We start from the raw sequence: 14795 nt of genomic DNA, 5'->3' as shown, positions 1-14795 counted from the left end.
GCGCGCTCCCTCCGCCCGCGTCTTAGTCGATCCAAAGACTCAGGGCCGCCACCAGCACATTGGCAAGCAGATAAGCCGTCAGCAGCCCGACGACCCAGCGCCGGTCGTTGATGGAGATGCCGCGCTCGTGCTCCGCCAGCTCTCCCTTCCAGGAGGTGGCGACGATCCGGGTCAGGGCCAGGATGATGAAGAGATAGGCGAGCAGATAGATCTTATCGAGCAGGGTCAGATAATCGATATCCGGCAAGCCCGAGGTGGCCGAGAGCTGCAGCGCCACCAAGGTGAGCAGGGCGGTGATGCCCAGACCGATGCGCCCCTCCACATAGACCGGTCGCACGAAGAAGACGAGGGAGGCGCACACGATGATCAGCAGGATCGGCACGAAGGTCTTGATGGTCATGGCGACCACCGGCCGGCTCACCGGGATGGACAGCATCACCCGCGAATAGGGCTCCGCTTCGCCGACGGAGAGATCTCCAAATCCGGTCGGGTAGGTATGCTCGGTAACACGCATGGTCGGCTTGCCGACCTGGAAGCCGGGCAGGGTGAGCACGGGATCGATGGTGACGCTGTCCGGCGCGTCCAGCGCATAGCGCAAGCTGTCGGCGCCTGAGAGCGTGTCCTCCATCACCACGGTCATGTTCTGGGTGTCGAAGGGGTAGTCTTCCAGATTGAACTTGGTGGAGAAACGCCCCTGGTAGCGCAGGATCGTATAGAGGCTGCCGTCGGGCATGACATCCGGCTCGTCCATGAGTTCCTGGCGGAGATTGTCGTCCGAGGCGTAGCGGTTCATGAACTCCATGGTCTGGTCGGGCCTGAGCTCCGGATCCCGCCAGCGGAACCAGACATAGAGATCGACGGTGTAATTGTTCGTCTTGAAGTCGAGCTGCTGGATGTCGTTGATATAGGCCCCGACCTGCACCTTCTCCGGCGCAGCCGTGGCCGGCTGGGCGGACGCCACCGCGATCAGCCAAAGAGCGGCCAGCGCCCAGAGACGGCGAAAACCCGCACCCCCGATACGACCTCTCCCGAACACCGACAGACGCTCCCCCAAAGCCACACTTCCGAATGAGCGACTGATACCGCGTTTCGGAGGATTTGAGGAGGAGAGAGCTGCGACAGGCTTAAGTGCGCTTGGCCGTCGAAAATGGCCCGGATCAATCAGCCAGGAAGCGCGAAACCGCTTGCGCGAAAGCTTCCGGCTTCTCCTCGGCAACGAAGTGACCGCAATCCTCCAGAACCACGCTCTTCACATCGTCCGCTCGGCCGACCAATGAGCGAGCCAGGGTATCGCCCACCCCGTATTCACCGGTGATCGCCATGACCGGCATGGCCAAGCGCCGCTCTCCGAACGAGGCGACGAGATCCGCATCGTCCGGCAAGGCGCGATAGTAGTCGAACCCGGCCGTCATCCGGCCGGGCTTGCTGTAATGCTTCGCATACTCGGCAATCGTCTCTTCGGAGATAGCGCCATCCCCTCGGGTCCACAGCGCGATCTGGGCGGCGATGTACTCCCGTTCGCGGCCTTCGGTCAGCAGCTCCGGAATACCCTGCGCCATATGAAACCCGTAATGCCACGCCCCGCCATCGAGCGCGTCGGCATTCTCCGTGCCGGGGATCAGGCAATCGGCGAGCACGAGTTTCCGAACCGATTCCGGATGGACAAGCGCCAGGACGAAGGCCGCCTTGCCGCCCATGTCGTGGCCAACCACATGAGCGGACCCTTGTCCCAGATGGTCGATCAAGCCTCGGACATCCTCAGCGATCGTCTCCTTGTCATAGCCTTGTGCGGTCAGCTCCGTCAGGCCGCACCCCCGCAGATCCGGGGCGACAACGGTGAAGTCCTGGCCGAGCCAGCGCATCTGCTCGCGCCAGGAGAACCACGTTTCCGGCCAGCCATGCAGCAGGACGACCAGAGGCCCCGATCCCATGGTCACGTAATGCATTCGGATACCGTTGATCTGAGCGAACCGGCTCCGCGCACCGTCCGGAAGCCCTGCAGGACGCTCCGCGACAATCTCGTCCGGCTGCGCCGCGGCACGGTTTAAATGCGCTGCGATCCCGCAGGCGACGGCAAGAGAGCCTTGGAGAAAGGCCCGGCGGGGAATGGTCATGAGATCCTCCTGCGTTCGATGACAGGGGAGGTTCGCCACCGCGGCCCATATCGTCTATGCATGGAATGCGCATAGCAATCATGCCAATAGGTTATAGATGGATCTCACCGCCGCGCTCCGCGCTTTCGTCAGGACAATCGAGACAGGCTCGATGACGGCAGCAGCACGGGATCTGAAGTTGTCCCAGCCGGCGGTCAGCAAGCTGGTCCGCAATCTCGAGACCCACACCCAGACAAAGCTGCTGGAACGGAATGGGCGGGCCGTGCACCCGACCGAAGCCGGCCGCCGTCTCTACGAAGGCTCCGGCACGGCCCTGGCGACCATCGACGGTACCCTGGAATCGATCCGCTCGGAGCAGGGCAACATCTCTGGCCCGCTGCGCCTGCATTGTCCGGTCTGCCTTGGAGAACGTTATCTCTGCGGCATCGTTGCGGCGTTTCAGCAAGACCACCCGAATGTCGCCGTGCAGCTCACCTTGGAGAATCAGCCGCCCGATCTGCTCAAGCAGAACCTGGATATCGCCTTCCGTATGGGGGTGCTCGACGATCACAGCCTCATCCAGACCAGGATCGGGCTCATCACCCGCATCCTGGTGGCGTCGCCGGACTATATGGACCGCGCGGCCCCTCTGACGGATGTCTCATCCCTGCGGAACCACGACACGATCGTCACCGACGCCGTACTGTCTCCGTCCGGCATCCTGACCTTGAAGCGCGACAGGCAAACCGTAGACGTGCCACTCGATCCGATACTCAAGACGAACAACGCTCATGTGCTGGTCGAGGCCCTGAGACGCGGGCAGGGGGTCGGCACGGCTCAGACCCTGCTCGTGTCCGACGATTTGGCAGAGGGACGCCTTGTCCGCGTGCTCCCCGATTACGAGGTCGCCGCTACGCCCCTCCACCTCACCTATCTTCCCACCCGGCACATGCGCCCCGCGGTCCGGGCCTTCGCCGATTTCGCGCTTCAGTCGCTGCGCAGCGTGGATGGGATCGTTCAGGACTGATTGCTGCGTCTACACCATAGAGCGGACCACGCCGCCGTCGACGCGGACCGGCGCGCCGTTGGTGGCCGCGGCCCCTTCGCCGCACAGATAGACCACCATGTTGGCGACCTCTTCGACGGTGGCCATCCGCTTGATCAGGGAGGTCGGCCGGTTCTCTTCGATGAACTCGCGCTCCACCGCTTCCGGATCGTCGCCACTGCCGCCCATCTGTTCCAGGAAGGTCTCAACGCCTTCCGAGCGCGTCGGTCCGGGCAGCACGGCGTTCACGGTCACGCCGGAGCCCGGGAAGCTCTCCGCGAAGCCGCGGGACAGGGCGAGGTTGGCCGCTTTGGTCATGCCGTAATGGACCATCTCCGGCGGGATATGCACCCCCGACTCAGACGAGATGAAGATCACGCGGCCCCAGCCCTGGTCTAGCATATGGGGCATCAGGGCCCGGGTAAGGCGGATGCCGCTCATCACGTTGATGTCGAAGAAGCGCTGCCAGTCGTCGTCCGTGATCTCGAGCACGGGCTTAGGCTCGAAGATGCCGGCATTGTTCACCAGAATGTCGACCTTGCCGGCTTCCTTGGCGAGCTTCTCGGCGCCCTCCGCCGTGCCGACATCGGCCGCGATCCCGATGGCCTCGCCTTTCGCTTCTGAATTCAGCTTGGCGACGGCTTCATCGAGTTTGCCCTGCTTGCGGCCATTCAGGATGACGATCGCGCCTTCATTGGCCAGGCCCTTGGCGATGGCATAGCCGATGCCTTGAGTGGAGCCCGTCACGAGAGCGCGTTTGCCGGCGAGTTTCAGATCCATGGATGCACCTCCTTGTCCAAGTCCGCATATCGGAACGGAAAGGAGGCGGTGAAAGGGGGCGCGCCAGAACCGCGCGGCAATGCGTCGGAAAAACGGGCTGGAAATCAGCTCTTGGCGGCCGCCCGGTCGAATCCGGCCTCGAGATCTGCGATCAGATCGTCGAGATCCTCAAGCCCTGCATGGATGCGCAAGGATGGGCCCTTGGCGTCCCACGTCGTGGCCGAGCGGTAGGCCCGGGGATCGAAGGGCAGGATCAGGCTCTCATAGCCGCCCCAGCTATAGCCCATGCCGAACAAATCCATGTCGTCGACCATGGCGGCCAGCGCCTCCTTCGACATGGGCTTCAGCACCACGGAGAACAGTCCGGACGCGCCGAGGAAGTCGCGCTTCCAAATTTCGTGACCGGGACAGTCCGGGAAGGCCGGGTGCAGCACCCGCTCCACCTCTGGCCGTTCGGCAAACCATTCGGCAAGCGCAATGGCGGAAGTCTGATGGCGTTCAAGGCGGACCCCCATGGTGCGCATGCCGCGCAAGCCGAGATAGACGTCTTCCGGTCCCGGACACATGCCGCCTGCGTCATGAATGGCGGAAAGCGCCTCGACGCTGCGCCCGCCCTTGGCGATCACGGCGCCAAGCATCGCATCCGCATGGCCGACGATATATTTCGTGGCCGCATGAATCGAGATATCGACCCCGTGCTCGAACGGCTTGAAGAAGAGCGGCGTCGCCCAGGTGTTGTCCATGGCGACCAGAGCGCCCGCCTTGTGGGCAGCGTCCGCGATGGCCGGGATGTCCTGCACCTCGAAGGTCTGGGAGCCCGGCGCCTCGGTGAAAACGAGCTTCGTGTTCGGCCGCAGCAGCTCTGAGATACCGGCCCCGATCATTGGATCGTAATAGGTGGTCTCGACGCCGAGCCGCTTCAGCACCTCGTTGCAGTAGCGCCGCGTCGGCTTATAGACGCTGTCGGTCACCAGCAGATGGTCGCCCGCCTCGACGAAGGCGAGCAGCACGGCGGTGATCGCCGAAAGCCCCGACGAACTCAGGAAGCACGCATCGCCGCCTTCCAGCTCGGCTAGGGACTCCTGCAGCTCCTTCACCGTAGGCGTGCAGATCCGCCCGTAGGAGAATTCCTGATCGTCAGCCATCAGCGAGGCGAGCGTCGGGAAGATCACCGTCGAGCCGCGATAGGCCGGCGGATTGACGAAGCCGCGATAGAGCGCGGGATCGCGCCCCAGATGCCCGAGTTTGGTCTGAGGTTTCTTGCCTGCGGCGGAGCGCTTGCTCATCTAGCTGGTCTCGATGGGAAGATCCGGATTGGCGCCCCATTCCGTCCAGGAGCCGTCATAGACCGCTGCGCGCCGGTTGCCGATCACGGCCAAAGCGAGCGCCAGCACGGCGGCCGAGATGCCCGAGCCGCAGCTCGTGACGACGGGTTTGTGCACTTCGACACCGGCGTCTTTGAAGATGGCCTGCAGCTCTTCGGCCGACTTCAGCGTGCCGTCCTCGTTCAGAAGCGTCTTATAGGGAACGTTGTGGGAGCCAGGGATGTGACCGGAGCGCAAGCCCTCGCGCGGTTCCGGCGCCTTGCCGGCGAAGCGTTCCGCCGAGCGCGCGTCGACGATCTGAACCGAGCCGTCTTTGAGATGGGAAAGAATATCGGAAGCCTCGCTCACCAGCTCCATATGCCGCCGGGCGGTGAAGTGGCGCGCGGTCCGCAAGGGCGGGGGGCCGTCTTCCGTCTCCCGATCCTCAGCCTTCCATTTCGGCAGCCCGCCGTTCAGCACGTAGACGTCCTGCACGCCCATCACCCGGAAGGTCCACCAGACCCGCGCGGCGCCGAAGACATTGCCGGAATCGTAGACCACGACCCGGGCGCCATCGCCGATGCCTAACGCGCGCATACGCGAGGAGAACTTCTCCGGCGAGGGAAGCATGTGGGGTAGGGGATTGTTGGTATCGGCAATCTCGTCGATATCGAAGAACACCGCACCCGGAATGTGCTCGTCGAGATATTCCTCGTAGGCGTTACGCTCCTCCGACGGCATGTGCCAGGAGCCGTCCACCACGACGAGATCAGGCGCGTTCAGCTCCTTCTGGAGCTCGTCGGTCTCGATCAACCAAGATTTGCTCAAAGTATCCATCCAGGAAAATCCATTAAACGAAAACGCTCGGAACCTCAGCCGGCGCGCCGTCGAGCCACTCCGGCACGGGCAGGCCTTTCTCCTTGAGGAAGGTAGGATTGAACAGCCGGCTTTGGTAGCGGGTGCCGTAGTCGCAAAGCACCGTGACAATGGTGTGGCCTGGTCCCATCTCCCGGGCAAGCCGGATGGCGCCGGCGACATTGATGCCGCTGGAGCCCCCGAGGCACAAACCTTCCTCTTTCAGGAGGCTGAAGACGACGGGCAGGGCCTCCGCATCGGGGATCTGGAAGGCCGTGTCGACCTCGGCCCCTTCCAGGTTGGCGGTGATCCGCCCCTGGCCGATTCCCTCGGTGATGGAGGAGCCTTCCGACTTCAGCTCGCCATGCTCATAGAAGTTGTACAGGGCCGCGCCCATGGGATCGGCGAGACCGATGGTGACGTCCGGATTCTTCTCCTTCAGCCCCATGGAGACGCCGGCAAGCGTGCCACCCGTGCCCACCGCGCAGATGAAGCCGTCCACCTTGCCGTCGGTCTGATCCCAGATCTCGACCGCCGTGGTCTCGATATGGCCCTGCCGGTTCGCGACATTATCGAACTGGTTGGCCCAGATCGCGCCGTTCGGTTCGGTCTTGGCCAGCTCCTCGGCCAGGCGCCCGGAATATTTCACGTAGTTGTTGTCGTTCTTGTAAGGCACCGCCGGCACTTCGATCAGCGTTGCGCCGGACAGCCGCAACATGTCCTTCTTCTCGTCGGACTGGGTCTCGGGGATGACGATCACCGTCTTGAGGCCCATGGCGTTGCCGACGAGGGAAAGCCCGATCCCGGTATTGCCCGCCGTGCCTTCGACCACCGTGCCGCCAGCCTTGAGCTGGCCCTTGTTCATGGCGTCGCGAATGATGAACAGCGCCGCCCGGTCCTTTACCGACTGCCCCGGATTCATGAACTCGGCCTTGCCGAGGATCGTGCAGCCGGTTTCCTCCGATGCGCGCTTCAGCTTGATCAGCGGTGTGTCGCCGATCGCCTCGATGATCCCGTCCTTGTAATTCAAGAGACCGCTTCCCGCTTGGTGAGTGGAGCGGCAACGTACTTTAGGCCGGCCACCTGCGGCAAGTGAGCTTGGTTCCCGCCGACGACTAGGGAAGCGCAACTGTGGACAGGGCTTCCTCCACCCGAGCCTCCGGCCAGACGGAGGGAGCGGTCGGCGCAACGTTCGCAGACTCGATATTGGTTCCCTGTCCTGGCTCCGAGAGGATCACGCTACCAGCTTCATTGCTGACCTCGACTCTGCCTTTGATAAGAAGGATGCCGGTCACGCCACGGCTCGGACCGGCCCACAATTCCGTGCCTCGAAGGGCGATATGGGCGACGGGCAAATCGATCGAAATCTCGCCCTTGGGCTCCAGCCGCCCTGAGACGAAACGCAAGGCTCCTTGCGCCGCCTGAAGGACCGCGCTTCCGCTCTCAGCGGAAGCCTCATAAACGTATTTGTCGACCAGCAACTCAGCGCTCGCTCCGAGCACGAGCATGCTGTTGTCGACGAACTCAACTTGGAGTCTGGAATCACTGCCTGTCCTAAGCGTGTCGGCCTCGGCCACCGGCTCGCCGGGCTTGGCGGCAACTGCTGTCTTCTCGGGGGGAATGACCTCGGCGGATTTGCGGACCTCTCGCACCTCGCCGACGGGGTCGGCCCAAGGCGAGCCTGGAGAGCTGCCCAACATGAGGGCACCGACAATGATCGAAGAAGCGATCGTGAGGCGAACTGGCATCATCCGGTAATGCTAGACGAGAAGCGGTTCGAACCGGAAGCGGCAAATCGCGTTAGCTTCGGGCTAGCCGTCGGCTCGAACGCTGTGATATAGCGCGCGTCAGTAACGAGCCGATCCTTACTTTGCGGGCGTGGTGGAATTGGTAGACACGCCAGATTTAGGTTCTGGTGGCTTCGGCCGTGGGGGTTCAAGTCCCTCCGCCCGCACCAACCGCAAATCACGAGGCTTCACGAATTTCCGCTTTTCCGCAGGCACCCGTCCGGGCGCCGGCGGATGTCAGCAATAGGTCAGCCAGAATGAATGTCACCGAAACCACGAACGAAGGCCTGCGCCGCGAACTGAAGGTCGTCATCGGCGCCGACGAGTTGGAGCAGAAGCTCGATCAGCGTCTCGACGAGCTGAAGGGCAAAGTCCAGCTCAAGGGCTTCCGGCCGGGCCACGTGCCAAAAACTCATCTGAAGAAGGTCTATGGCCGCTCGGTGATGGCGGAGATCGTCCAGCAGGCCGTGACGGAAGCGAGCCAGAAGGCGCTCGCCGACCGCGAGGAGCAGCCGGCCTATCAGCCGAAGATCGCGCTGCCGGAGGACGAGACCGAGATCAACAAGATCTTCGAATGCGATGCAGACCTCGCCTACACCATGTCCTTCGAGGTGATCCCCGATTTCGAGCCGATGGATTTCAAGAAGCTCGAGCTGGAGCGCCCGGTGGCCGAGGTCACCAAGGACGAGGTGGACGAGGCGCTCAATCGCCTGCGCCAGCAGAACGTGAACTACGTCGCCAAGGACGCCGCCGCGGAAGAGGGCGATCAGGTCACCATCGACTTCGTCGGCAAGAAGGACGGCGAGCCGTTCGAAGGCGGCAAGGCCGAAGGCGCGCCGCTCGTGCTGGGCTCCAACCGCTTCATCCCCGGCTTCGAGGAAGGCCTGATCGGCCTCAAGGCCGGCGACGAGAAGAATGTCGAGGTCACCTTCCCGGAGGATTATCCGGAAAAGAGCCTTGCCGGCGCGCCGGTGGTCTTCGAGGTGAAGGTCAAGGAAGTCGGCAAGCCGGAAGAGCCGAAGCTCGACGATGAGTTCGCCAAGGGGCTCGGCCTTGAGTCCGTCGACAAGCTCCGGGAGATGATGAAGGTCCGCCTCGAGGAGGACCGCAAGGGCGCCTCACGCATGAAGCTCAAGCGCCAGATGCTCGACAAGCTAAACGAGGCCCACGACTTCCAGCTTCCCGAAGAGCTGGTGGAGAACGAGTTCAAGGCCATCTGGGATCAGGTGACCCACGACATCGAGCATCACGGCAAGAGCTTCGAGGCCGAAGGCACCACCGAGGAGGAGGCGAAGAAGGAATACCGCGAGCTCGCCGAGCGCCGGGTCCGCCTCGGTCTGCTCCTGTCGGAAGTGGGCAGCAAGAACGAGATCCAGGTCACCGACGACGAGGTGAACCAGGCGCTGCTGGAGCGCATCCGTCAGTTCCCGGGCCAGGAGCGGGAGGTCTACGAGTACTACCGCAACAATCCTCAGGCCCTGAACGAGGTCCGCGCGCCCCTCTACGAGGACAAGGTGATCGACTACATCGCCGAGCTCGCCAAGGTGAACGAGAAGAAGGTCTCCGCCGAGGAGCTATACGAAGGCCTGGACGGCGGCATGGCGCCTCACAGCCATGACCACGATCACGACCATGACCACGATCATGATCACGACCACTAGCGAGATCGATTAGGGCAATCTCGATTAAGGAAAGAGCCGGCCCCCTGTTACCCTTGCCGGCTCCTTCCCATATGGTGTAGCCGAACACGTTGCAGGCCTTGCAGCGATTCCCGTTTTCGGGAGACCGCTGGCAAGGGCGACCAATCCGAAGCCGGCGGATCCGCCGGGACATTCCGATCATTCAGCGAACCAGGGACGAACGATGTCAGACCCGATGGAAATCCAGATGAACACCCTCGTTCCCATGGTGGTCGAGCAGACCAATCGCGGCGAGCGGGCCTACGACATCTACTCGCGCCTGCTGAAGGAGCGGATCATCTTCGTGACCGGGCCGATCGAGGACAACATCGCGTCCCTGATCATCGCCCAGCTCCTCTTCCTGGAAGCGGAGAATCCGAAGAAAGAGATCTCCATGTACATCAACTCGCCGGGCGGCGTGGTGACCTCGGGCATGGCGATCTACGACACCATGCAGTTCATCCGACCGCCCGTGGCGACGCTGTGCACGGGTCAGGCGGCCTCCATGGGCTCGCTCCTTCTGGCGGCCGGCGAGAAGGGCCAGCGCTATGCGCTTCCCAATGCCCGCGTCATGGTGCATCAGCCCTCCGGCGGCTTCCAGGGCACGGCCTCGGATATCGAGCGTCACGCCGAGGACATCATCAAGATGAAGAAGCGGCTGAACGATATCTACGTGAAGCACACGGGCCAGGAATACGAGACCGTTGAACGGACGCTGGATCGTGACTACTTCATGACTGCAGAGGACGCGAAGAACTTCGGAATCATCGATGAGGTGATTCAGAAGCGCGAAGTGCTCGAGCAGTCCACCACGCCCAGCGAATAACGCAGGCGCGCCCCAGCGGGCGCATCGTCGCTGAAGCGGGTTCGGACCGGCAAAAGCCCCCTCCGCCGGCAGATGCGGGTGGCGCGGATTTTCCTTCTGAAAGAGTGGCTTGGTTAAGCCTGGATGCGGCCGGCGACAGTCGGAAGCACCCGATTAATCAATCCTTGATCCCTGAAACCTACCATGATCAGATTGCGGTATGGTGGGGGTCGCCAGATTGATATCCTTCCCCGAAACGGGAACTTTCATGCAAGGATAACAGGCCGAATCATCGCAGGCTGACCGTTTCCGTCTGCAATAGCAGCAGCTAAGAACTGGATAGGCGAATGAGCAAGGTGAGCGGAACCGACTCCAAAAACACTCTCTACTGTTCCTTCTGCGGCAAGAGCCAGCACGAAGTTCGCAAGCTGATCGCTGGACCGACCGTGTTCATCTGCGACGAATGCGTCGAACTCTGCATGGACATCATCCGCGAGGAGAATAAGAGCTCGCTGGTGAAGTCTCGCGACGGCGTCCCCACGCCGGTCGAGATCTGCCAGGTGCTCGACGACTATGTCATCGGTCAGGACTACGCCAAGCGCGTCCTCTCCGTCGCCGTCCACAACCACTACAAGCGGCTCAACCACTCCGGCAAGAACGGGGATGTCGAGCTCGCCAAGTCGAACATTCTGCTGGTCGGACCCACGGGCTGCGGTAAGACGCTGCTCGCCCAGACGCTCGCCCGCATCCTCGACGTGCCCTTCACCATGGCCGACGCCACGACTCTGACCGAGGCCGGCTATGTCGGTGAAGACGTCGAGAACATCATTCTGAAGCTTCTTCAGTCGGCCGATTACAATGTGGAGCGTGCCCAGCGCGGCATCGTCTATATCGACGAGGTCGACAAGATCAGCCGCAAGGCCGACAACCCTTCGATCACGCGCGACGTGTCGGGCGAGGGCGTGCAGCAGGCGCTTCTGAAGATCATGGAAGGCACGGTCGCAGCTGTCCCGCCGCAAGGGGGACGCAAGCACCCGCAGCAGGAATTCCTGCAGGTGGACACGACCAACATCCTGTTTATCTGCGGCGGCGCGTTCGCCGGTCTTGAGAAGATCATCTCCGGCCGGGGCCGCTCCACCTCCATCGGCTTTGGCGCCAAGGTCGGCAGTGTCGACGAGCGCCGCACCGGCGACATCCTGAAGGAGGTCGAGCCGGAGGATTTGCTGAAATTCGGTTTGATCCCGGAATTCATCGGCCGTGTCCCTGTCATCGCCACGCTGGACGATCTCGACGAGGATGCGCTGATCCAGATTCTGACCGAGCCGAAGAACGCTCTGGTCCGCCAGTATCAGCGGCTCTTCGAGATGGAGGACATTCAGCTCTCCTTCGCCGAGGAGGCGCTCCGCACCATCGCCCGCAAGGCGATCGAGCGGAAGACTGGTGCCCGCGGCCTGCGCTCCATCATGGAAGGTATCCTGCTCGACACCATGTTCGAGCTGCCGAGCATGCAGGGCGTCGAGGAAGTGGTCATCAGCCCGGAGGTGGTCGAAGGCAAGGCACGGCCCTTGCGGATCTACTCCGAGCGTCACGAGGAACTCGGCACCAGCGCCTAAAGACGCGGGTATACACGCCCGTAAACACTTGCTGCTGGCGCCGAATCCCCGCCATCATGGCGGAAACGCGGCGCGACATGTGCACTCGTCTGCTGTTCGCCGTCTAAGCACATGAGATCGGGGCGAAAACCCCGATCTCGCTTCCCCGGCGGTCTCCTTGAATTCGCGCTTCGTGGTCGCCATTTAACACAGCCGTGGATGATTGGCGCGTACCCCGCCTGTCCGATCCCGGTGCCAGCCGGGACATGTTCGCGGAACCCGATCCTGGGGGAGGATCACCGAAGGGCGAGTGCAAGGCCGAACCATTGCCGCCGCCCACCATCGCAAATGGACTGCCGACAGGATTAATATGACTGACCAGACCGAAACCCAAGACTTCGAAACAGGCGGCGGGCAGGAGATCTATCCCGTGCTTCCGCTGCGGGACATCGTAGTCTTCCCATATATGATCGTTCCGCTCTTCGTCGGACGCGAGAAGTCCATTGCGGCCCTGGAAGAGGTGATGCGCGCCGACAAGCAGATCCTGCTTGCCGCGCAGAAGAACGCCAATGACGACGAGCCGAGCGCCGACGGCATCTACCGTGTCGGCACGCTGGCCTCCGTCCTGCAGCTGCTGAAGCTGCCCGACGGCACCGTGAAGGTGCTGGTCGAGGGCACGAAGCGGGCGGAGATCGACTCCTTCACCGACAAGGAAGAGTATTTCGAAGCCAAGATCTCCCCGGTCGAGGAGGAGATGGGCACCGAGGACGAGATCGAAGCGCTGGCTCGGTCCGTGATCAGCCAGTTCGAGAGCTATGTGAAGCTCAACAAGAAGATCTCGCCGGAGGTGCTGGCGACCCTGAACCAGATCGAGGACTACTCGAAGCTGGCCGACACGATCGCCTCCCATCTCGCCATCAAGATTTCCGAGAAGCAGCAGGTCCTCGAGATCACCTCGGTCTCCGAGCGGTTGGAGCGCGTCTTCACCCTAATGGAGAGCGAGATCTCCGTCCTCCAGGTGGAGAAGAAGATCAGGAGCCGCGTAAAGCGTCAGATGGAGAAGACGCAGCGCGAGTACTACCTGAACGAGCAGATGAAGGCGATCCAGAAGGAGCTCGGCGACGGCGAGGAAGGCCGCGACGACCTGGCCGAGCTCGAGGAGAAGATCGAGAAGACCAAGCTCTCCAAGGAAGCCCGCGAGAAGGCCATGGCCGAGCTGAAGAAGCTCCGCCAGATGAGCCCCATGTCGGCCGAGGCCACCGTGGTCCGCAACTATCTCGACTGGCTGCTGGGCATCCCGTGGGGTGTGAAGGGCAAGGTCAAGCGCGATCTCGACGACGCCCAGAACGTCCTGGACGAGGATCACTTCGGCCTGGAGAAGGTCAAGGATCGCATCGTCGAATATCTGGCCGTCCAGAACCGGACCAACGCCCTGAAGGGACCGATCCTCTGCCTGGTCGGACCACCCGGCGTCGGCAAGACCTCGCTTGGCCGTTCCATCGCCAAGGCCACGGGCCGCGAGTTCGTGCGCATGAGCCTGGGCGGCGTCCGTGACGAGGCGGAGATCCGCGGTCACCGGCGGACCTATATCGGCTCCATGCCCGGCAAGGTCATCCAGTCCATGAAGAAGGCGAAGAAGACCAATCCGCTCTTCCTGCTGGACGAGATCGACAAGATGGGCGCGGACTTCCGCGGCGATCCGGCCTCGGCGCTGCTCGAGGTGCTCGATCCGGAGCAGAACAACACCTTCAACGACCATTACCTGGAGGTCGATTACGACCTGTCCAACGTGATGTTCGTGACGACGGCGAACACCCTAAACATTCCGCCGGCCCTACTGGACCGTATGGAGATCATCAGGCTCGCCGGCTACACGGAAGAGGAGAAGGTGCAGATCGCCCGCCGGCATCTGCTGCCGGCCCAGATCAAGGCTCACGGCCTCGAAGAGGATGAGATGACCCTCGACGATGCCGCGCTGATGGAGATGATCCGCCGCTACACCCGCGAAGCGGGCGTGCGGAATCTGGAGCGCGAGCTGGCCAAGCTGGCCCGGAAATCCGTGAAGGAGCTGCTGACCTCGGACAAGACCTCCATCGAGATCACCAGAGAGAATCTCGAGGACTATCTCGGCGTGCCGAAATATCGCTACGGCGAGGCGGAGCTGGAGGATCAGGTCGGCGTCGTTACCGGTCTCGCCTGGACGGAAGTCGGCGGCGAGATCCTGACCGTCGAAGGCGTCATGATGCCCGGCAAGGGCAAGATGACCGTTACCGGCAATCTGCGCGACGTGATGAAGGAATCGATTCAGGCCGCGAGCGCCTATGTGCGTTCACGCGCCGTCGAGTTCGGCATCGAGCCGCCGCTCTTCGAGAAGCGGGACATTCACGTCCACGTGCCCGAGGGCGCGACCCCGAAGGACGGGCCGTCTGCCGGTGTCGCCATGGTGACGGCGATCATCTCGCTGATGACCGGCATCAAGGTCCGCCGCGATGTCGCCATGACCGGCGAGATCACGCTCCGTGGCCGGGTGCTGCCCATCGGTGGCCTGAAGGAGAAGCTGCTCGCAGCGCTTCGGGCCGGCATCAAGACGGTGATCATCCCGGAGGAGAATGCCAAGGATCTCACGGAGATCCCGGACGAGATTAAGAACAAGCTCGATATCAAGACGGTGTCGCGCATGGACGAAGTCGTGCCTCTGGCCCTGGTGCATCCGCCCCAGCGGATCGAATGGTCTGAGGACGGCGGCGAGGGCAAGGAGGTCGTTCCGCCGAAGAACGAAGACCCCTCCACGGGCCTCACCGCGCACTAAACAAACAGGCAGTGTGAACTCTGCCCCAAAAATGTCGTTTCTCTAT

At 62.6% G+C, this 14795-nt stretch carries 12 protein-coding genes and 1 tRNA gene; 6 read left to right on the top strand and 7 right to left on the bottom strand.

Going from position 1 to position 14795, the window contains the following annotated elements:
- Positions 1-22: 22 nt before the first annotated feature.
- Both ACFQ2F_RS09315 and ACFQ2F_RS09310 read right to left on the bottom strand, forming a co-directional pair.
- Positions 23-1036, bottom strand: a complete 1014-nt coding sequence (locus ACFQ2F_RS09315) for a hypothetical protein (protein WP_379088992.1) — start codon at positions 1034-1036, stop codon at positions 23-25.
- Between the two features lie 121 nt (positions 1037-1157).
- Positions 1158-2114, bottom strand: a complete 957-nt coding sequence (locus ACFQ2F_RS09310; RefSeq protein WP_379088989.1) for an alpha/beta fold hydrolase — start codon at positions 2112-2114, stop codon at positions 1158-1160.
- Positions 2115-2211: 97 nt separating this feature from the next.
- Between ACFQ2F_RS09310 and ACFQ2F_RS09305 the strand changes: the two genes are divergently transcribed.
- Entirely contained in the window at positions 2212-3120 is a 909-nt protein-coding gene (locus tag ACFQ2F_RS09305) for a LysR family transcriptional regulator (RefSeq protein ID WP_379088986.1), read from the top strand.
- A 9-nt stretch (positions 3121-3129) separates the two neighbouring features.
- On the opposite strand, the gene ACFQ2F_RS09300 is transcribed toward ACFQ2F_RS09305, so the two are convergent.
- The 5 genes from ACFQ2F_RS09300 to ACFQ2F_RS09280 all read right to left on the bottom strand — a co-directional run bounded on the left by ACFQ2F_RS09300 (position 3130) and on the right by ACFQ2F_RS09280 (position 7828).
- Positions 3130-3918, bottom strand: a complete 789-nt coding sequence (locus ACFQ2F_RS09300; RefSeq protein ID WP_379088983.1) for an SDR family NAD(P)-dependent oxidoreductase — start codon at positions 3916-3918, stop codon at positions 3130-3132.
- A gap of 104 nt (positions 3919-4022) precedes the next feature.
- Complete coding sequence (gene metC, locus ACFQ2F_RS09295; protein ID WP_379088980.1) at positions 4023-5204, bottom strand: cystathionine beta-lyase; 1182 nt, start codon at positions 5202-5204, stop codon at positions 4023-4025.
- Complete coding sequence (sseA, locus tag ACFQ2F_RS09290) at positions 5205-6059, bottom strand: 3-mercaptopyruvate sulfurtransferase (RefSeq protein WP_379088977.1); 855 nt, start codon at positions 6057-6059, stop codon at positions 5205-5207.
- Between the two features lie 13 nt (positions 6060-6072).
- Positions 6073-7107, bottom strand: a complete 1035-nt coding sequence (locus ACFQ2F_RS09285; RefSeq protein ID WP_379088974.1) for a cysteine synthase A — start codon at positions 7105-7107, stop codon at positions 6073-6075.
- 85 nt (positions 7108-7192) lie between these two features.
- Positions 7193-7828, bottom strand: a complete 636-nt coding sequence (locus tag ACFQ2F_RS09280) for a FecR family protein (protein ID WP_379088971.1) — start codon at positions 7826-7828, stop codon at positions 7193-7195.
- A gap of 121 nt (positions 7829-7949) precedes the next feature.
- On the opposite strand from ACFQ2F_RS09280, the gene ACFQ2F_RS09275 reads away from it, so the two are divergent.
- The 5 genes from ACFQ2F_RS09275 (at position 7950) to lon (ending at position 14749) form a co-directional block, all read left to right on the top strand.
- A tRNA-Leu gene (locus tag ACFQ2F_RS09275) sits at positions 7950-8034 on the top strand.
- An 87-nt stretch (positions 8035-8121) separates the two neighbouring features.
- A complete protein-coding gene (tig, locus tag ACFQ2F_RS09270) occupies positions 8122-9525 on the top strand; it encodes a trigger factor (protein WP_379088968.1) in 1404 nt (467 codons plus the stop codon).
- Between the two features lie 202 nt (positions 9526-9727).
- A complete protein-coding gene (gene clpP, locus ACFQ2F_RS09265) occupies positions 9728-10369 on the top strand; it encodes an ATP-dependent Clp endopeptidase proteolytic subunit ClpP (protein WP_379088965.1) in 642 nt (213 codons plus the stop codon).
- A 326-nt stretch (positions 10370-10695) separates the two neighbouring features.
- Positions 10696-11961: an ATP-dependent Clp protease ATP-binding subunit ClpX gene (gene clpX / locus ACFQ2F_RS09260; protein ID WP_379088962.1), complete on the top strand. Its 1266-nt coding sequence runs from the start codon at positions 10696-10698 to the stop codon at positions 11959-11961.
- Between the two features lie 349 nt (positions 11962-12310).
- Entirely contained in the window at positions 12311-14749 is a 2439-nt protein-coding gene (gene lon / locus ACFQ2F_RS09255) for an endopeptidase La (RefSeq protein WP_379088960.1), read from the top strand.
- The last annotated feature ends 46 nt before the right edge of the window (positions 14750-14795 follow it).

The sequence above is a fragment of the Methyloligella solikamskensis genome (assembly GCF_042676065.1).
GTDB classification, from domain to species: Bacteria; Pseudomonadota; Alphaproteobacteria; order Rhizobiales; family Methyloligellaceae; genus Methyloligella; species Methyloligella solikamskensis.
The sequence above is the reverse complement of the archived record's forward strand: the minus strand, read 5'-3'. Positions and strand labels throughout refer to the sequence as shown.

What these genes read in the sequence shown, in the direction of transcription:
- ACFQ2F_RS09310 (WP_379088989.1), bottom strand. Translation starts at nt 2,114, where the DNA reads ATGACCATTCCCCGCCGGGCCTTTCTCCAAGGCTCTCTTGCCGTCGCC.
- ACFQ2F_RS09305 (WP_379088986.1), top strand. Translation starts at nt 2,212, where the DNA reads ATGGATCTCACCGCCGCGCTCCGCGCTTTCGTCAGGACAATCGAGACA.
- ACFQ2F_RS09300 (WP_379088983.1), bottom strand. Translation starts at nt 3,918, where the DNA reads ATGGATCTGAAACTCGCCGGCAAACGCGCTCTCGTGACGGGCTCCACT.
- metC (WP_379088980.1), bottom strand. Translation starts at nt 5,204, where the DNA reads ATGAGCAAGCGCTCCGCCGCAGGCAAGAAACCTCAGACCAAACTCGGG.
- sseA (WP_379088977.1), bottom strand. Translation starts at nt 6,059, where the DNA reads ATGGATACTTTGAGCAAATCTTGGTTGATCGAGACCGACGAGCTCCAG.
- ACFQ2F_RS09280 (WP_379088971.1), bottom strand. Translation starts at nt 7,828, where the DNA reads ATGATGCCAGTTCGCCTCACGATCGCTTCTTCGATCATTGTCGGTGCC.
- tig (WP_379088968.1), top strand. Translation starts at nt 8,122, where the DNA reads ATGAATGTCACCGAAACCACGAACGAAGGCCTGCGCCGCGAACTGAAG.
- clpP (WP_379088965.1), top strand. Translation starts at nt 9,728, where the DNA reads ATGTCAGACCCGATGGAAATCCAGATGAACACCCTCGTTCCCATGGTG.
- clpX (WP_379088962.1), top strand. Translation starts at nt 10,696, where the DNA reads ATGAGCAAGGTGAGCGGAACCGACTCCAAAAACACTCTCTACTGTTCC.
- lon (WP_379088960.1), top strand. Translation starts at nt 12,311, where the DNA reads ATGACTGACCAGACCGAAACCCAAGACTTCGAAACAGGCGGCGGGCAG.